Annotated in this window: 15 protein-coding genes and 2 pseudogenes; 9 read left to right on the forward strand and 8 right to left on the reverse strand. The window is 71.0% G+C overall.

Going from position 1 to position 17940, the window contains the following annotated elements:
* Positions 1–26: 26 nt before the first annotated feature.
* Both ACIBTS_RS04010 and ACIBTS_RS04015 read left to right on the forward strand, forming a co-directional pair.
* Positions 27–2942, forward strand: coding sequence for a glycoside hydrolase family 48 protein (locus ACIBTS_RS04010; RefSeq protein ID WP_399316402.1), 2916 nt, complete (start codon positions 27–29; stop codon positions 2940–2942).
* A 330-nt stretch (positions 2943–3272) separates the two neighbouring features.
* Positions 3273–5939, forward strand: a complete 2667-nt coding sequence (locus ACIBTS_RS04015) for a cellulose binding domain-containing protein (RefSeq protein ID WP_399316403.1) — start codon at positions 3273–3275, stop codon at positions 5937–5939.
* A gap of 62 nt (positions 5940–6001) precedes the next feature.
* On the opposite strand, the pseudogene ACIBTS_RS04020 reads toward ACIBTS_RS04015, so the two are convergent.
* Positions 6002–6118 (reverse strand): annotated as a pseudogene (locus ACIBTS_RS04020) (hypothetical protein); the annotation flags it as partial.
* Positions 6119–6163: 45 nt separating this feature from the next.
* On the reverse strand, positions 6164–7114 hold the full coding sequence (locus ACIBTS_RS04025; protein WP_399316404.1) for a helix-turn-helix transcriptional regulator: 951 nt from the start codon (positions 7112–7114) through the stop codon (positions 6164–6166).
* Positions 7115–7154: 40 nt separating this feature from the next.
* On the opposite strand from ACIBTS_RS04025, the gene ACIBTS_RS04030 reads away from it, so the two are divergent.
* The gene (locus tag ACIBTS_RS04030) at positions 7155–7643 is read left to right on the forward strand and encodes a hypothetical protein (protein WP_399316405.1); all 489 of its coding nucleotides are present in this window, start codon (positions 7155–7157) and stop codon (positions 7641–7643) included.
* Positions 7640–8137, forward strand: coding sequence for a hypothetical protein (locus tag ACIBTS_RS04035; protein WP_399316406.1), 498 nt, complete (start codon positions 7640–7642; stop codon positions 8135–8137). Before ACIBTS_RS04030 ends, ACIBTS_RS04035 begins: the two co-directional genes overlap by 4 nt.
* Here ACIBTS_RS04035 and ACIBTS_RS04040 read toward each other — a convergent pair.
* The 3 genes and pseudogenes from ACIBTS_RS04040 to ACIBTS_RS04050 all read right to left on the reverse strand — a co-directional run.
* A complete protein-coding gene (locus ACIBTS_RS04040; RefSeq protein ID WP_399316407.1) occupies positions 8085–8849 on the reverse strand; it encodes a class I SAM-dependent methyltransferase in 765 nt (254 codons plus the stop codon). The two genes, ACIBTS_RS04035 and ACIBTS_RS04040, sit on opposite strands and share 53 nt — an antisense overlap.
* Positions 8850–8928: 79 nt before the next feature.
* A complete protein-coding gene (locus ACIBTS_RS04045) occupies positions 8929–9234 on the reverse strand; it encodes a 4a-hydroxytetrahydrobiopterin dehydratase (RefSeq protein ID WP_399316409.1) in 306 nt (101 codons plus the stop codon).
* A 111-nt stretch (positions 9235–9345) separates the two neighbouring features.
* Positions 9346–9444, reverse strand: a pseudogene (locus ACIBTS_RS04050) (ADP-ribosylglycohydrolase family protein); the annotation flags it as partial.
* A 118-nt stretch (positions 9445–9562) separates the two neighbouring features.
* On the opposite strand from ACIBTS_RS04050, the gene ACIBTS_RS04055 reads away from it, so the two are divergent.
* The 5 genes from ACIBTS_RS04055 to ACIBTS_RS04075 all read left to right on the forward strand — a co-directional run bounded on the left by ACIBTS_RS04055 (position 9563) and on the right by ACIBTS_RS04075 (position 14484).
* Positions 9563–10393 (forward strand): helix-turn-helix domain-containing protein, encoded by an 831-nt coding sequence (locus ACIBTS_RS04055; protein ID WP_399316411.1) that lies wholly within the window; start codon positions 9563–9565, stop codon positions 10391–10393.
* Positions 10394–10514: 121 nt separating this feature from the next.
* Positions 10515–11378, forward strand: coding sequence for a helix-turn-helix domain-containing protein (locus ACIBTS_RS04060; protein WP_399316412.1), 864 nt, complete (start codon positions 10515–10517; stop codon positions 11376–11378).
* A gap of 39 nt (positions 11379–11417) precedes the next feature.
* Positions 11418–12239, forward strand: coding sequence for an SAM-dependent methyltransferase (locus tag ACIBTS_RS04065; protein WP_399316414.1), 822 nt, complete (start codon positions 11418–11420; stop codon positions 12237–12239).
* 113 nt (positions 12240–12352) lie between these two features.
* Positions 12353–14089 carry a right-handed parallel beta-helix repeat-containing protein gene (locus ACIBTS_RS04070; RefSeq protein WP_399316417.1) on the forward strand — a complete coding sequence of 579 codons (1737 nt, stop codon included), beginning with the start codon at positions 12353–12355 and terminating at the stop codon, positions 14087–14089.
* The gene (locus ACIBTS_RS04075) at positions 14086–14484 is read left to right on the forward strand and encodes a hypothetical protein (protein WP_319676604.1); all 399 of its coding nucleotides are present in this window, start codon (positions 14086–14088) and stop codon (positions 14482–14484) included. The genes ACIBTS_RS04070 and ACIBTS_RS04075 overlap by 4 nt, the downstream gene beginning before the upstream one ends.
* Positions 14485–14514: 30 nt before the next feature.
* Here the strand turns inward: ACIBTS_RS04075 and dnaK are convergent, their stop codons facing one another.
* The 3 genes from dnaK to ACIBTS_RS04090 all read right to left on the reverse strand — a co-directional run bounded on the left by dnaK (position 14515) and on the right by ACIBTS_RS04090 (position 17914).
* Positions 14515–16416 (reverse strand): molecular chaperone DnaK, encoded by a 1902-nt coding sequence (gene dnaK, locus ACIBTS_RS04080; protein ID WP_399316419.1) that lies wholly within the window; start codon positions 16414–16416, stop codon positions 14515–14517.
* An 84-nt stretch (positions 16417–16500) separates the two neighbouring features.
* The gene (locus tag ACIBTS_RS04085; protein WP_399316421.1) at positions 16501–17259 is read right to left on the reverse strand and encodes a glycerophosphodiester phosphodiesterase family protein; all 759 of its coding nucleotides are present in this window, start codon (positions 17257–17259) and stop codon (positions 16501–16503) included.
* A 226-nt stretch (positions 17260–17485) separates the two neighbouring features.
* Positions 17486–17914, reverse strand: a complete 429-nt coding sequence (locus ACIBTS_RS04090; RefSeq protein ID WP_079658559.1) for an OsmC family protein — start codon at positions 17912–17914, stop codon at positions 17486–17488.
* Positions 17915–17940: the final 26 nt, after the last annotated feature.

The following is a 17940-nucleotide window of genomic DNA, read 5'->3' on the forward strand; positions in this document are numbered from 1 at the left end:
CCGAGCCGCAAGGAGGAACCAGCATCATGGATCCCTCACGCAGACGTCGCCGGACGCGGCGCCTGTGGACCGCCGCCGTGGCGGCCCTCGCGCTTCCCCTCGCCATGCTGAGCACGAGCACAACTCCCGCCCAGGCGGCGGCACTTCAGTGCAGCGTGGACTACAAGACCAATGACTGGGGCTCCGGGTTCACCGCGGACCTGACCCTCACCAACCGGGGCACCGACCCGATCAGCGGCTGGACCCTGACGTACTCCTACGCGGGCAACCAGAAGCTGACCAACGGCTGGAACGGCAGCTGGTCGCAGTCCGGTCAGCAGATCACGGTGAACAACGCCTCGTACAACGCGACGATCGCCGCCGGCGCGGCGGTCAGCACGGGTGGGCAGTTCACCTACAGCGGCACCAACGCCGCTCCCGCGAGCTTCGCGGTCAACGGCACCACCTGCGCCGGCGCGCACCAGCCGCCGGTCACCGTGCTGACCAGCCCGGCCGCGGGCGCCGTCTACACGCAGGGGGACGCGGTGCCGCTCGCGGCGACCGCCGCGGCCGCCGACAGCGCGACGATCTCCAAGATCGAGTTCTACGACGACACGACCCTGCTGGGTACGGACACGAGCGCGCCGTACTCCCTGTCCGCCTCAGGATTGTCCGTGGGCAGCCACTCCCTGGTCGCCAAGGCCTACGACAGCCTGGGGGCGTCGGCGTCGTCGACCCCGGTCGGCATCACGGTGGCCTCGGGGCCGGCCGTGGTCGCCTCCACGAACCAACTGGCCGTGCAGCAGGGCAAGACGGGCACATACTCGTTGAAGCTGTCGACCCAGCCGTCGGCCAATGTGACCGTCACGACCGCCCGCACCACCGGAAACACCGGGCTGACCGTGACGGGCGGCGCAAGCCTCACCTTCACGCCGTCGAACTGGAGCACCGCCCAGAACGTGACCATCACGGCCAACGCCTCCGGCACGGGCGCCGCGACCTTCGAGTCGACGGCGACCGGGCACGCGAAGGCCTCGGTGACGGCCACGGAGATCGCGGGCACCAAGGCGTACGACGCCCGGTTCCTCGACCTCTACGGCAAGATCACCAACCCGGCAAACGGTTACTTCTCCCCCGAGGGCATCCCGTACCACTCGGTCGAGACACTGATCGTCGAGGCTCCGGACCAGGGGCACGAGACGACGTCGGAGGCCTACAGCTACCTTCTCTGGCTGCAGGCGATGTACGGGAAGATCACCGGCGACTGGACCAAGTTCAACGGCGCCTGGGACATCATGGAGAAGTACATGATCCCCACCCACGTTGACCAGCCGACGAACTCGTTCTACAACGCTTCGAAACCGGCTACGTACGCGCCCGAGCTGGACACTCCGAACGAGTATCCGGCGAAGCTGGACACCGGCGTGTCCGTGGGTTCGGATCCCATTGCCGGTGAACTGAAGTCCGCCTACGGCACGGACGACGTCTACGGCATGCACTGGCTGCAGGACGTCGACAACACCTACGGCTACGGCAACGCGCCCGGCAAGTGCGAGGCCGGTCCGACGGACACCGGCCCGTCCTACATCAACACCTTCCAGCGCGGCGCGCAGGAATCGGTGTGGGAAACGATTCCGCAGCCGACCTGCGACGCCTTCAAGTACGGCGGCACGAACGGGTACCTGGACCTGTTCACCGGTGACTCCTCCTACGCCAAGCAGTGGAAGTACACCGACGCCCCCGACGCCGACGCCCGGGCAGTGCAGGCCGCGTACTGGGCGGACATCTGGGCCAAGGCGCAGGGCAAGGGCAGCGACGTCTCCGCGGCCGTCGGCAAGGCCGCGAAGATGGGCGACTACCTGCGCTACGCGATGTACGACAAGTACTTCAAGAAGATCGGCAACTGCGTCGGGCCGACCGCCTGCCCGGCCGGCACCGGCAAGGACGCCTCGCACTATCTGCTGTCCTGGTACTACGCCTGGGGCGGTGCCACTGACACCAACGCCGGCTGGGCCTGGCGCATCGGCTCCAGCCACACCCACGGCGGCTACCAGAACCCGCTGGCCGCCTACGCGCTGAGCAGTTACGCCGACCTGAAGCCCAAGTCGGCGACAGGCCAGGCGGACTGGGCGAAGTCGCTGACCCGGCAGCTGGAGTTCTACCGCTGGCTGCAGTCCAGCGAGGGCGCCATCGCGGGCGGGGCGACGAACAGCTGGGCGGGCCGCTACGCGACTCCCCCGGCCGGCACCTCGACGTTCTACGGCATGTACTACGACCAGCAGCCCGTCTACCACGACCCGCCGTCCAACCAGTGGTTCGGCTTCCAGGCGTGGTCGATGGAGCGGGTCGCCGAGTACTACCAGCAGACCGGGAACGCGAACGCCAAGGCGGTTCTCGACAAGTGGGTGGACTGGGCGCTGTCCAAGACCACGATCAACCCGGACGGCACCTTCCGGATCCCCTCCACCCTCCAGTGGTCGGGTCAGCCCGACACCTGGAACGCGTCAAGTCCCGGTGCGAACACGGGACTTCACGTCACCGTCGCCGACTACACCAATGACGTCGGCGTGGCAGCCGCGTACGCCAAGACCCTGACGTACTACGCCGCCAAGTCCGGTGACACGGAGGCGAAGACGACCGCCAAGGCGCTCCTGGACGGCATGTGGACCAACAACCAGGACGCCCTCGGCATCGCGGTCCCGGAGACCCGGGCCGACTACAACCGCTTCGACGACAGCGTGTACGTCCCGAGCGGCTTCAGCGGCAAGATGCCGAACGGCGACACGATCAACTCCTCCTCGACCTTCGCCTCGCTGCGGTCCTTCTACAAGAACGACCCGGCCTGGTCGAAGATCGAGAGCTATCTCGCGGGCGGAGCCGCGCCCGTGTTCACGTATCACCGGTTCTGGGCCCAGGCGGACATCGCCCTGGCCATGGGTTCGTACGCGGAGCTTCTCGAATAGCCCCCGCCGGGCGCTCCGCGGGTCGGGCGGTGTTCGGCTGCCGGCCGGATGTGACTGGTCGCGCAGTTCCCCGCGTCCCTGAAGGGGTGCGGTACCGCACCGCTCTCCCGCGGAGTCGCTCGAAGGTCCGCGTACGCGGCTCCGTCACCTGACGACGGGGCCCGGCCGGGCGGCCCCCACCCGCACAGGGGGCCGCCCGGCAGTCGCACGTCCCGTATCGCCCGCACCGATCTCTTCCCGCACTGTTTTCCTCCCGCAATGTCTCCTCCCGCAATGTCTCCTCCCGCACCGATCTCCTCCCACATGGCTTCGCGAGGAAGGACCCCCACCGTGCGAAGAACCCGCATCCTCACGGCCGTACTGGCGCTCGCCGCCGGCCTGATCGCGGGCAGCCCGCCCGTGCTGGCCGCGGACGGCAGCCCGAAGGCGACACTGGCCGCAGAGTCGTACACCTGGAAGAACGCCCGGATCGACGGTGGCGGCTTCGTGCCCGGCATCGTCTTCAACCGCAAGGAGAAGAACCTCGCCTACGCGCGCACCGACATCGGCGGCGCCTACCGCTGGCAGGAGTCGAGCAAGACGTGGACGCCGCTGCTGGACTCGGTCGGCTGGACGGACTGGGGGCACACGGGCGTGGTGAGCCTGGCCTCCGACTCCGTCGACCCGAACAAGGTGTACACGGCGGTCGGCACCTACACCAACAGCTGGGACCCCGGCAACGGGGCCGTGCTGCGGTCCGCCGACCGGGGCGCGAGCTGGCAGAAGACGGATCTGCCGTTCAAGCTGGGCGGCAACATGCCCGGCCGGGGCATGGGTGAACGCCTCGCGGTCGACCCGAACAGGAACAGCGTGCTGTATCTCGGCGCGCCGAGCGGGAAGGGGCTGTGGCGGTCGACGGACTCGGGGGTCACCTGGTCGCAGGTGACGAACTTCCCCAACGTCGGCAACTACCAGCAGGACCCGACCGACACGAGCGGCTACGCCTCCGACAACCAGGGCATCGTCTGGGTCACGTTCGACGAGTCGACCGGTACCTCCGGCACGGCCACGAAGACGATCTACGTCGGGGTGGCCGACAAGGACAACGCGGTGTACCGCTCGACGGACGCGGGCGCGACCTGGACGCGACTGGCCGGCCAGCCGACGGGATACCTGGCACACAAGGGTGTGCTGGATGCCGTCAACGGCTATCTCTACATCGCTTACAGCGACAAGGGCGGTCCCTACGACGGCGGCAAGGGCCGGCTGTTGCGGTACGCGACGGCGACCGGCACCTGGACGGACATCAGCCCGGTGGCGGAGGCCGACACGTCCTACGGCTTCAGCGGGCTGACGATCGACCGGCAGAAGCCCGGCACGGTGATGGCCACCGCCTACAGTTCCTGGTGGCCGGACACACAGATCTTCCGCTCCACCGACAGCGGCGGGACCTGGACGAAGGCGTGGGACTACACCTCGTATCCCAACCGCTCGAACCGGTTCACGATGGACGTCTCCTCCTCACCGTGGCTGACCTGGGGCGCCAACCCGTCGCCGCCGGAGCAGACGCCCAAACTCGGCTGGATGACCGAGGCGTTGGAGATCGACCCGTTCAACTCCAGCCGCATGATGTACGGGACGGGCGCGACGATCTACGGCACGGAGAACCTGGCCAACTGGGACAGCGGCGGCCAGTTCACCATCAAGCCGATGGTGCAGGGGCTGGAGGAGACGGCGGTCAACGACCTCGCCTCTCCCCCCTCCGGAGCCCCGCTGCTCAGCGCGCTCGGCGACATCGGCGGTTTCCGGCACACGGACCTCACCAAGGTGCCGTCGATGATGTACACCTCGCCGAACTTCACGACGACCACCAGCCTGGACTACGCCGAGACCAACCCCAACACGGTGGTCCGCGTCGGCGACCTCGACTCGGGTCCGCATGTGGCGTTCTCGACCGACAACGGCGCCAACTGGTTCGCGGGGACGGACCCTTCGGGGGTCAGCGGCGGCGGAACGGTCGCCGCGGCGGCGGACGGCAGCCGCTTCCTGTGGAGCCCGGCGGGCGCCGGCGTACAGTACACCACCGGTTTCGGTACGTCGTGGTCGGCGTCGAGCGGGATCCCGGCCGGCGCGATCGTCGAGTCGGACCGGGTCGACGCCAAGACGTTCTACGGCTTCAAGTCGGGCAAGTTCTACGTGAGTTCGGACGGGGGTGCCACGTTCACAGCGTCCGCGGCGACCGGCCTGCCCAGCGGGGACAGTGTGCGCTTCAAGGCGCTGCCCGGCGTCAAGGGCGATGTCTGGCTGGCGGGCGGGGCGAGTGACGGTGTCTACGGGCTGTGGCACTCCACCGACTCCGGCGCGACCTTCACCAAGCTGTCGGGCATCGAGCAGGCCGACACGATCGGCTTCGGCAAAGCCGCGACGGGAGCGTCGTACCAGACGCTGTACACCAGCGCGAAGATCGCCGGGGTCCGTGGCATCTTCCGCTCGACGGACAAGGGCGCGACCTGGACGCGCATCAACGACGATGCCCACCAGTGGGGTTGGACGGGCGGGGCGATCACGGGCGACCCGAGGGTGTACGGGCGGGTGTACGTCTCGACGAACGGCCGGGGCGTCGTCTACGGCGACACCTCCGACCCGAGCGGCGGCGGCAGCGGGGGCGGCGGCGGGGGTACTGACCCCACGCCCACGGGGGCCTGCGCGGTGACGTACACGATCACCAACCAGTGGTCGGGCGGCTTCCAGGCGGACGTGAAACTGGCCAACACGGGCACGAGCGCGTGGACCGGCTGGAGTCTCAACTGGGCCTTCCCGGGCGGCCAGAGCATCTCTCAGCTGTGGAACGCCGACTTCACGCAGTCGGGTTCGACGGTGACGGCGAAGAACATCGGCTGGAACGGCAACGTGGCGGCCGGCTCGTCCGTCAGCTTCGGCTTCACGGGCAGTTGGTCGGGCACGAACGCGAAGCCGACCGCGTTCAGGCTCGGTGACCAGAGCTGCGCGGTGAGCTGACGACGGCTCGGTGAGCCGAGAACGGTGGGTGCGCGCCCCGGCGGACGCGCACCCACCTTCGTTCACGGTGTGTAGACCGCCGGGCGGGGCGCCGTCGGCATCCCGTTGCCGATGAAGAAGCTCGGGTGCGGCGGCTGGTCGTACGCGGTGTTCTGCCAGGCCAGTCCCGTGCGGCACATTGCACGAGACGTACCTCCCGGGCGGGACGGACGGGTTCCGCACCGTCAGTTGCCCCCGGAGGCAGGCGAGTTGCCGTATCTCGCGGCCAGTTCCGCGACGGTCCGGGCAATCCGCTCACGCAGCTCGGGCGGCTTGAGCACCTCGATGTCCGCGCCCAGGCGCAGGAACTCGGCGTGGGCGTGCGCGACGGACTCGATGGGAACCCGAGCCAGCGTCCAACCGTCTTCGTCGACACGCCTGTCGACCGCCCTCGGCAGCCGCACGCCCGGCGCCAGCCGCACCAGCGCCTCGCCGCGGTACAGCCGGTCGTGGAAGGCCCGCTGGTACGCCGTCCAGTACGCGGCCAGGTCGAAGCCGTCGGGGCGGGCGAACTCCTCGCCGGGGTAGGCGAGTTCAAGGATCTGGTCGATGCGGAACGTGCGCGGTCCCGGACCGGCGACGACGTACCAGCGACCCGCCTTCAGCACCAGCCCGTACGGCTCCAGGCGGCGCTCCACATCGGTGGGCTCGGCCCAGCGGCGGTACAGGACGTGCAGGACCCGGCTGTTCCACACCGCGTCGGCCACCGCCGGGAGGTGCGGCGTCTCCTCGTCGTCCGCGTACCAGCCGGGCGCGTCGAGGTGGAAGCGGCCGCTGATCCGGTCGGCGTGGGCGCGCAGCTCCGGCGGCAGGGCCGCGCGGACCTTGAGCTGGGCGGCGGCGAGGACCGAGCCGAGGCCCAGCTCGGCGGCCGGGCCGGGGGCGCCGGCGAGGAAGAGGGCCTCCGCCTCGTCGGCGGTCAGTCCCGTCAGGCGGGTGCGGTAACCGTCGAGCAAGCGGTATCCACCGGCGTGACCGGCGTCGCCGTACAGCGGAACGCCCGCCGCGCCCAGCGCCTCGACGTCCCGGTAGACCGTGCGCACCGACACCTGAAGCTCCTCGGCGAGCTGGGCGGCCGTCATCCGGCCCCGGGTCTGGAGCAGCAGCAGAAGGGAGACAAGTCGGCTGGACTTCACTGACACAGGATGTCAGTGAAGTGGGCCTAGCGTCCCGTCCATGGCCTTCACCGAGAAACTCCTCACCGTGCCCCCGCCGATCGAGGTGGCGGGGCGGCGGATCAAGCGTTACCACGTCACCGCAGATCCGGCGGGCATCGCTCCCGAGGTGGCGAAGGCGGCGTACGCGATCCTGCCCGAGCTGCTGCCGGAGCCGGACGGGACGCCGTCGGCCACGTTCGTCGTCCTGCACCGGGGCGGTGACGACGGCGCCTACCTGAACGCCTACAGCTGGGTGTGGGACAACGTGCTGCACTTCCGGGGGGCGGCCGCGGGCCAGCCGGTGCTCGGCTGTCCGGACGACGACCCCGCCAACTTCGTCATCCCCGACCGGCCCTGGATCGGCTGCGTGTGGGAACTGCCGCCGATCCTGCACGAACGGGACGCGTGGGTGCGGCACATGCTCGCTCCCACCGCGCCCGACATCCCGGACCTCGATGCCTACCTGGCCGATTCCCTGCCCGCAGGAACCACTGGAGACCGCTCATGAGCAGCGCGCACGACTTCGACTTCTTCCACGGCGCGTGGGAGGTCCGGCACCGCCGGCGCACCGACTTCCTCGACCCCGACAGCGACTGGGAGGAGTTCTCGTCCACGAGCCGCTGTTGGCCGCTGTTCGACGGGGCCGCGAACATCGACGAGATCGACATGCCGCACCTGGGCGCCAAGGGACTGACGCTGCGCCTCTTCGACCACGAGAGCGGCCAGTGGTCGCTGAACTGGTCCTCCAGCAGCACCGGCCGCCTGTTTCCGCCGGTCGTGGGCAGTTTCGACGGCGACCGCGGCGAGTTCTACGGCGACGACACGCACGACGGCAAGGACGTACGGGCCCGGTTCGTCTGGTCGGGGGTGTCCGCCGTGTCCGCCCGCTGGGAGCAGGCCTTCTCACTGGACGGCGGGAAGAGCTGGCTGACCAACTGGGTCATGGACTTCACCCGTCCGGGAACGCATCGGGAACCGGTTTCCGGAACGCCTTCAGTGTGAAGGCGGGGTCCGGGCGGGGCCGGTCCTGGTCGGGCAGGGCCGCGAGGCGGGCGGCGAAACCGTCGGCCAGAGGGTGGCCGGGCGGCAGGGTGACGAACCAGCCGCGCCGCAGGTCGGCGATGGCCCGGCGCGGGCTGCGGCCCTGACCCCGGCCCCGGAAGCGGGCCTGCCCGGCCGGGACCAGCCCGCCTCCGACGGCGTACGACTCCACGAGCGCGGCGGCGTCGGAGGCCGGGCGGCGCGGGCGGGAGGCCAGCACGACATCGATGTCGCTGCCCACGTTGTGGGAGGCGCCCTTGTCGACCGTGGTGACGTACACCCCGCCGGGCCGCAGCACCCGGGCGCACTCGGCGACGATCCGCCGCGCGTCCGCGGGGTCCTCCACGAGGTGCAGCAGCCACACGCTGCTGACGGCGTCGAACTCCCCGTCCCGGAAGGGGAGTCGGCGGCCGTCGGCGAGGACGATCGCGCCCGGCAGCCGGGCGGCGGCGTGCCGGGCCATGCCGGGCGCCCGGTCCACGCCGGTCACCCGCAGCCCCTGCCGCCCGGCCGCGAGGTGCCGGGTGACGATGCCCGTGCCGCAGGCCACGTCCAGCAGGCTGCGCGCCCGAGCGGGCAGAAGGCCGAGGACGCCCTCCGCGGCGGCGGCCGCCCTGGGCTCTCCGCCGCGGAGGGCGTCGTAGCGTTCCGCTTCCTTGTCGTAGTCCAGCACGCGCGCTCCCCGTTCCCCCGCCGCCGTGTCCGTAACGCCCGGCCGTACGCCGGTCGTACCCCTGCCCGTCGCCGCGCCCTCAGTGCGCTCCGTGCCCGGGGGCCACGGCCTCCACCCGGCGGGCGAGCTCGACGTCGAGGTCGGTGACGGCGTCGCCCGCGCTGTGGGTGTTCACGGCGAGGGAGACGGTGTTGTAGCCAAGGGTGAGCTCGGAGTGGTGGTTGAGCTCCTCCTGGATCTGTGCGACGTGGATGACCAGGGCGGTCGCGGCGAAGTGGGAGTCGAGGCGGTAGGTGCGGGTGAGGCGGTCGCCGTCCGCGGACCAGCCGGGCAGCTCGGACAGCCGCTCCTCGATCTCCTTCTGCGACAGCGGTTCGACGGCCATGACCCGGCTCCCTTCCTGGGCGGCGCATACCCGTCCAGCGTGCCACAGGACGGCCGTGGCGGCCCTGGTCAGAGGGGTTCGTGCTGGTCAGCCAGGGATGCCCTGGACGACATCGCCGTCCCGGGTGCCCAGGATGTCGCCGCGGACCGAGCCGGTGGAGTCGCTGTCACCGGAGTGGTTCACGGACGGCAGCAGGGCGTCCCGGACGCGGGGCATGGCCTCGTCGTCGGGTACGAGCCCCGGACTCGGGCGCGGTGCACCGCCGCCGGCTCCGGGGTGGGCGTCCGCCGGTCGTTCAGCCGCTCGCTTCTCAACTACCTTCGTACGTATGACCATTGTCGCGACCGATACGAAGGCCTTCTCCGCCGCCCCCGCCGATCTTGGGGTCGGCCCGCTGTTGCGGGCCTGGCGGGAGCGGCGGCGGTTGAGTCAGCTGGAGCTGGCGCTGCGCGCCGACTCCTCGGCCAGGCACATCAGTTTCGTCGAGACGGGCCGCTCCCGGCCCAGCGAGGAGATGCTGCTGCGGCTCGCCGAGCACCTCGACGTGCCCGTCCGGGAGCGCAACGCGCTACTCCTGGCGGCCGGTTACGCCCCGCACTATCCGCAGACCCCGCTGGACGACCCGGCGCTGGACGCCCTCCGGGCGGGCCTGGACCGGCTGATCCAGGGCTACGAGCCGTACCCGGCCCTGGTGATGGACGCCCGGTACGACGTGGTGGCGGCCAACCGGGGCATCACGATGCTGCTGGACGGCGTACCGGAGTCGCTGCTCACGGCCCCGCTCAACGCGATGCGCCTCACCCTCCATCCGCAGGGCCTGGCGCCCCGCATCCGCAACCTGCGCGAGTGGCGCGGCCACCTGCTCGCACAGATGGAACGCCAGATCGCCCTGTACCGCTCGGCGCCGCTGCGGGAGCTGTACGAGGAGGTCGCCGCCTACCCGGTCGCGCAGAGCGGGCCGGCGGAGGAACCGGCGGAGCCCGTGCCGTACTTCGCGTTGCCGATGCGGATCGAGCACGAGGGGCGGATCCTGTCGTTCATCTCGTCGGTCTCCACCTTCAACACCCCGATGGACGTGACCGTCGCCGAGCTGGCCATCGAGACGTTCCTCCCGGCCGACCCCGCCACGGTCACCTACCTGCACTCGCTGATCAACTGATGCTCCACAAGCACCGGGCCGGAGGGCGGACGCGGGTGAACGTTCGGGTCCGTTTTGGTGTGACCGGCGTCGGAACGTGGCACACTGGCCCGCGTGCCTGGACACGTAGGGGAGACGTGGTGTGAGTGAGCGACGGCCCGCACCCACCGTGGGTCAGGTGGTACTGGGCAGGCGGCTGCAGGAACTGCGCGAGGCGGCCGGCCTCGGCCGCGAGGAGGCGGCCCGCGCCCTGCGCGTGGCGCCCGCGACCGTACGGCGCATGGAGATGGCCGACGTCGCGCTGAAGATCCCCTATGTGCAGGTGCTGCTGGAGACGTACGGCGTCCCCGAGGACGAGGCGGAGGCGTTCGTCTCGCTCACCGAGGAGGCGAACCGGCCCGGCTGGTGGCAGCGGTTCCACGACGTGCTGCCCGAGTGGTTCAGCCTGTACGTGAGCCTGGAGGGCGCGGCCCGGCTGATCCGCTCCTACGAGCCGCACTTCGTGCCCGGACTGCTGCAGACCGAGGACTACGCACGCGCCGTGCTGGAGGCCGGGACGGTCGGGCGCACCACCCCGGAGACGATCGAGCGGCATGTGTCGCTGCGCATGGCGCGCCAACAGCTGCTGGAGGGCGCCGACCCGCCTCATCTGTGGGTGGTGATGGACGAGACGGTGCTGCGCCGCCCGGTCAGCGTCGACGCGGCCGTGATGGCCGAACAGCTCGACAGGCTCGTGGAGTTCGTCGAGCGCGACCGGATCACCCTGCAGATCGCCGAGTTCGCGGCCGGTCCGCACCCGGGGACGTCCGCGCCGTTCTCGCTGTTCCGGTTCGCCGAGCCCGAGCTGCCCGACATGGTCGTCACCGAGTATCTGACCGGCGCGCTGTACCTCGACGACCGCAAGGAGGTCTCCGCGCATCTGGAGGTCCTCGACCACATGACGACGCACGCCGCGTCCGCGCCACGCACCAAGGAGATCCTGCGGGACGCCCGCGCAGGCCACTGAGTTCGGCCGTCCTCCTCCCACTCGCCAGGAGCAGACCGCATGACCGGATCCGAGGCAGAGCAGGCCGCCGTCCCCATCGACACCAGCCGGCCGCATCCGGCCCGGGTGTACGACTGGTGGCTGGGCGGCAAGGACAACTACCCGGTGGACGAGGAGCTGGCCCGCAGAATCCTCGCCGTGGACGGGACGGTGGTGCGCGGGGCGCGGGCCAACCGCCGGTTCATGCAGCGGGCCGTGCGGGTGGCCGCCGAGGCCGGGATGCGCCAGTTCCTGGACATCGGCACGGGCATCCCCACCGAGCCCAACCTGCACCAGGTGGCGCAGGGCGTGGCCCCGGAGTGCAAGGTGGTGTACGCGGACAACGACCCGATCGTGCTGCGGCACGCGGAGGCGCTGCTGCGCGGCTCGGCCGAGGGCGCCACCCGGTATGTGCACGCCGACGTCCGCGACCCCGAGGCGCTGCTGCACCGGGCCGCCGACACCCTGGACCTCACGCGGCCGGTCGCGCTGTCGCTGGTGGCGCTCACGCACTACCTGGGCGAGGACCCGGCCGGCGACGACGTGTACGGCCTGCTGAAGAGATACGTGGCCGCCCTCGCCCCGGGCAGTTGGCTGATCCTCTCCCAGGTCACACCCGATCTGAGCCCCGAGACCGTCGAAAGGGCCGCCGAGCAGTTCCGGCGCAGCGGCACCCCCTTCCACCCCCGTTCCCTCGCCGGGTTCTCCCGCTTCTTCGAGGGCCTGGAGCTGCTCGGCCCGGGCCTGATCCCGGTCTCCGGCTGGCGGCCGGAACCACCGGACGTGGCAGCCCAGGCGGAGGGCATCGTGCCGGTGTACGCGGGGGTCGCGCGCAAGAGATGAGCCGCTGTGGCTTCGCGGCCACTCGCTGCCCACCCGACGCGGCCGCCCCGCTCCGGTAGCATCGGTGACCGGGAGTCAGCGATTCTGCACGGGCGGGTGCTGCGGGGGCGGTCATGGTCAAGAAGTACGTCGTCTCACCGCAGGGCGGTCGTGGCGCCCACCCCGACATCGGGTCCGCGCTGCGCGCCGCGGCCGGGCGCGGTCGGGCCGCGCGGGTCGAGATCGCGCCCGGCCACTACCAGGAGCCGCTGCCCCTCGCCCTCCAGGGTGAGATCGAGTTGGTCGCGCTCGGTGAGCCCGGCTCCGTGGTGGTGAGCCGCCCCCGGGGCACCGTGCTCGAGGCCTTCGGACCGGCCGTCGTCCGCGGCCTCGTCCTCATCGGCCGGGACGCCGACGCCGGAGTCGTGGACTGCCGCACCGGATCCCTCACCCTCGACCGGACGGAGGTCCGGGCGCACAACGGGGTCTGCGCGCATGCGCGGCCGGGCACGTCCATGCTGCTGACGGACAGTCGGTTCCTGTTCGGACGAGCCGTGTTCGCCGGCTCCACCGGGCACGTCGAGCGGTGCAGGTTCGCCGACGCCGCCGACAACGCGATCGCGGTGATCGAGGGCGCCCGGGTCACCGTCCGGGGCACTCGGATCGACGGCAGCCGCATCCACGGCGTGCGCGTCAGCGACGCCTGGGCCCGGCTCACCGGGTGCGAGGTCACCGGCACCGAGAAGGCCGCCGTCATCGCGGACACCCGGGCCGAACTGATCGTCGAGGACTGCACGGTCGACGCCGTCCAGATGGCGGCCCTCGCGTTCATCGAACAGTCCCGCGGCACCGTGGTCGACACCCGCGTCACCGACGCCGAGAACGGGATCCTGGTGGCGAGCGGCGCCGACCCCTTCGTGCGCGGCTGTGTGTTCGCCGACTGCCGCGACACCGGCATCCACGTCCAGGAGTCGGGCCGGGGCACGTTCGAGCACTGCGAGATCCACGGCGCGGGAAACGTGGGCGTGCTGTCGACACGGGGCGGCGCCCCACGGGTGAGCGACTGCCGCATCTCGCGAGGCAACGTCGGCATCGCCGTCACCGACAAGGCCCGGGGCACCTTCACCCGCATCGGCGTCGAGGACCACACCAACCTGGCCCTGCGGGTCCGTGAGGAGTCCAAGGCGGTGTTCGAGCACATGCGGGTGGAACGCTGCCCGTTCGGCCTGGAGACCCGGGACAACGGCGGCACGACGGCCGAACTCACCGACACGACGTTCAGCGACTTCGACATGCTCGCCGTGGCCGTGCTCGGTCAGTCCCGCGTCACCCTCAGGAACGTCTCGGCGCACCGCGGGCTGCTGGGCTTCGGCGTCGGCGAGGAGGCGCAGCTGCATCTGCACGACTGCGAGGCCACGGCGGTGAGTTCGGGCGGCGCCATCGCGTACGGCACGTCCAGGCTCGTCGCGAGGAACCTCACCGTCACCGGCTCCGCGTCCTTCGGGATCGCCGGAAAGGACTCCGCGCTGCTGGACGTCGCCGACAGCCGGTTCGACGACTGCGCGTCCTTCGGGGCGAGCTTCGACGACGCGGCCGGCGGCCGGCTGGTGAACTGCTCCGTCACCGGCACGAAGGGCAAGGCCGTACGGGACAACGGCAGCGTCGAACTGGTCGCGCTGCGCACCTCCCTTCCGATCATGGACAAGAGCACACCGCCGGCCACGCCTCCCCCGTCGATCGTCCAGATCTTCAACGGGCCGGTCTTCCACGGCGATGTCCACGGCATCCAGGTGGCGTGGGGCAACACCAGCGTCGTCCAGCAGCAGACCAATCAGAGCGATCAGAGCGATCAGGACGGAGTCGACCGATGAGCGAGCCGCAGCAGGTGCACCACTACGACGGTCCGGTGTTCCACGGGAACGTCTCGGGTTCCCAGATCTCCTGGAACAACGAGACGGTCAATCAGAACCAGCAGCTCAACACCGCGGTCGCCCCCGGCTACGAGGCGCTGGCGACGCTGGTGGGCGACCTGCTCCGGCAGCTGCCCCGGGCCGGCCTCGGCGACCAGGAGCGCGAGGACGCCGAGAGCGCGGCCCAGGAGGTCCTCACGGAGATCACGGGCCCGCAGCCCCCCGAGCCGGGCAGGCTCCGCCGTGCCGTGACCCTGCTCAGGGGAGCCCTCGCGACCGGCCTCGCGGCCGGAACGGCGGCAGGGACGCAGGAGTGGGCCCAGTCGGCGATCCAGGGCCTGGCCGGCCTCGTCTGAGGGCAGCGCCGGGGAGGAGCGCCCTCGTCTCTAGGCCGCCCCGCCCCTGGTGTCGCGTTCGTCGTCGTCGACGATCTCCGCGTCGACGACCTGCTCGTCGTCCTGGGACGACGCGGACGGCGAGGTGCGCTCCCCGGCGGTGTCCCCGGCCGCCCCCTCGGCCGGCTGCTGCTGGGCCTGCGCGTACATGGCCTGGCCCATCCGCTGGCTGACCGAGGAGAGCCTGTCCACGCCCTCGCGCAGGGCGCCCGTGTCGGCGTCCCGCTCCAGCAGGGCCTTGAGGTCCGCGACCGCCGACTCCACCTCTCCCTTCGTCTCGGCGGGCACCCGCTCCTCGTTGTCCCGGAGGAACTTCTCAGTCTGGTAGACGAGTTGCTCGGCCTGGTTGCGGGTCTCGGCCGCCTCCCGGCGCCTGCGGTCCTCCTCCGCGTACTGCTCCGCGTCGCGCATCATGCGGTCGATGTCGTCCTTGGGGAGCGCCGAGCCGCCGGTCACGGTCATCTTCTGCTCGCGTCCGGTGGCCAGGTCCTTCGCGGAGACGTGCATGATCCCGTTGGCGTCGATGTCGAAGGCCACCTCGATCTGCGGCACCCCGCGCGGAGCCGGCGGCAGGCCCGTGAGGTCGAAGACGCCGAGCTTCTTGTTGTACGCGGCGATCTCCCGCTCGCCCTGGTAGACCTGGATGCCGACCGAGGGCTGGTTGTCGGCGGCCGTGGTGAAGATCTCCGAACGCCGGGTGGGGATCGTGGTGTTGCGTTCGATGAGCTTGGTCATGATGCCGCCCTTGGTCTCGATGCCCAGGGACAGCGGCGTGACGTCGAGGAGCAGGACGTCCTTGACGTCGCCGCGGATCACACCGGCCTGGAGGGCGGCGCCGACGGCCACCACCTCGTCGGGGTTCACGCCCTTGTGCGGGTCCTTGCCGGTCAACTCCCTTACCAGCTCGGTCACCGCGGGCATCCGGGTCGAGCCGCCGACGAGGATGACATGGTCGATCGCGGACAGCTTCACGCCCGCGTCCTTGACCGCCTGATGGAAGGGCTGCTTGCAGCGGTCGAGCAGGTCGGCGGTGAGCTCCTGGAACTGAGCGCGCGTCAGTTTCTCGTCGAGGTGGAGCGGCCCTTCGGCGGAGGCCGTGACATACGGGAGGTTGATCGTCGTCTCCGAGGAGGACGACAACTCGATCTTGGCCTTCTCGGCGCCCTCGCGCAGCCGTTGCAGCGCCATCCTGTCGTTGCCGAGGTCGATGCCGTGCTGCCCCTTGAACTTCTTCACCAGGTACTCGACGACCCGCTGGTCCCAGTCGTCGCCGCCGAGGTGGGTGTCGCCGTTGGTGGCCTTGACCTCGATGACGCCGTCGCCGATCTCCAGGAGCGACACGTCGAAGGTGCCGCCGCCGAGGTCGAAGACGAGGACCGTCTGCTCCTCGCCGCGGTCGAGGCCGTAGGCGAGGGCGGCGGCGGTCGGCTCGTTGATGATCCGCAGCACCTTGAGGCCCGCGATCTCCCCGGCCTCCTTGGTGGCCTGCCGCTGGGCGTCGTCGAAGTAGGCGGGCACGGTGATCACCGCGTCGGTGACGTCCTCTCCGAGGTAGGCCTCGGCGTCCCGCTTCAGCTTCTGCAGGACGCGCGCGGAGAGCTCCTGGGCGCGGTAGCGGGTGCCGTCGATGCTGTCGGCGGCCTCCCGCTCGGGGAAGCGCCAGTGCGCGTCGCCCATGTACCGCTTGACCGAGCGGGCGGTGCGGTCGACGTTGGTCACCGCCTGCCGCTTGGCGACCTCACCGACGAGCACCTCCCCGTTCTTGGCGAAGGCCACCACCGACGGCGTGGTCCGCGCACCCTCCGCGTTGGCGATGACGGTGGGCTCGCCGCCCTCCAGCACCGCCACCACCGAGTTCGTGGTCCCGAGATCGATTCCGACCGGACGTCCCATCGCTGTCCCCTTCCGCCCAGGGCTGCTCGCCCGGGGAGCAGAAAGCCACCCGTATCTCCAGGACAGGACCTGAAGCTGCGGCTGTCAATGGGACAGGTGCCCCGTCGGCAGCGTCCGATGCGGCTCCCGGCGCAGCTCCACGGCCCGCCGCGGCCGGTCCGTGACCAGCACGTCCACCCGGGTGTCGGCCAAAAACGTTCGCAGCCCGGGGTCGTCGTTGACCGTCCACACCATGGTGAACAGGCGGTGCCGGGCCGCCCTGCGCAGCACTGTTGCGCGGGCGAGGCGCTGGTGCACGGCCACCCCGTACGCCCCGCAGGCCCGCAGCCGCCGCATCGGGAACAGCTCGCTCGCCCGGGTGCCCACGAGGCGTGCCGCCCCCACCTCCTTGCGGTCGCGTCCCAGCGACAGGGCCGTGCGCACGCCCGGGAAGGCCTGGGTGATCGCGGCGACGGAAACGTCCTCCAGGGAGGTGGCCACGAAGCCGTCCCGGCCGAGCAGGGCGACCGCCCGGTCGACGAGCTCCCGCTCGTAACCGGTTTCTTTCAGATCCAGGTGGGCGACGAGTTTCCCGGCGACCAGGGCCATCACGTCCTCGACGACGGGAACGGTGTTTCCGACGCGTCCGCACAGCTCGGCGTAGGTGATCCGGGCGAGCGGCGGTCCGCCGTGGCCGACCCGGGCGTCGTGGTGGACGACGTAGACGCCGTCGGCGGTCCGCCGGACGTCGAACTCGACGTACTCCGCCCCGGAGGCGAGCGCGTCCTCGTACGCCTCCCGGGTGGCGGCCTCGAAGCGCTCGGAGCCGCCGCGGTGGGCGGAGACGGCGGGGCGCGGTGGCACGGTGCTCAGCTCCCGGACGGCGGACGGGGTGCGGGGACGACGGCCGGAGGGCGGAGCGGGGCGTCGCCGGGGTCTCTGAGGAGCGTACGGCAGCGGCGGCCGGCGCGCCGCAGTCGGCCGTTTCCGGCACCGCCGAGCTCCGGCGCACGGAACGACAAAGGCGCAGGGGCCCGGGGTGCAGGGGTGTCGGGGTGGTGGCTGCGCCCCGGGCCGTGGTGCGGGTGGGTCAGGTGAGCTTGGCGGACAGGGTGATCGGGACGGCCTTGAGGGCCTGGCTGACCGGGCAGTTGACCTTGGCCTGCTCGGCCGCGGCGACGAAGCCCTCCTCGTCGAGGCCGGGCACCGTGCCTTCGACGCTCAGGTGGATGCCGGTGATGCCCTCACCCGGCTGGAAGGTGACGTCGGCCGAGGCGACGAGCTTCGTGGCGGGGGTGCCGGCGCCGGCGAGGGCGTGCGAGAAGGCCATGGAGAAGCAGCTGGAGTGGGCGGCCGCGATCAGCTCCTCGGGGCTGGTCTTTCCGTTCGCCTCCTGGGAACGGGAGGCCCACGTCACGGGCTGCGGGTCGATGGCGCCGGAGGAGTCGAAGGACACGACACCGTTGCCCTCGAGCAGGTTGCCTTCCCAGACGGTGTGTGCGGAGCGCGTGGTGGCCACGTTTCTTCCTTTCGCGTGGAGGCTGA

The sequence above is a fragment of the Streptomyces sp. NPDC050121 genome (genome assembly GCF_044460385.1).
GTDB classification, from domain to species: domain Bacteria; phylum Actinomycetota; class Actinomycetes; order Streptomycetales; family Streptomycetaceae; genus Streptomyces; species Streptomyces soliscabiei.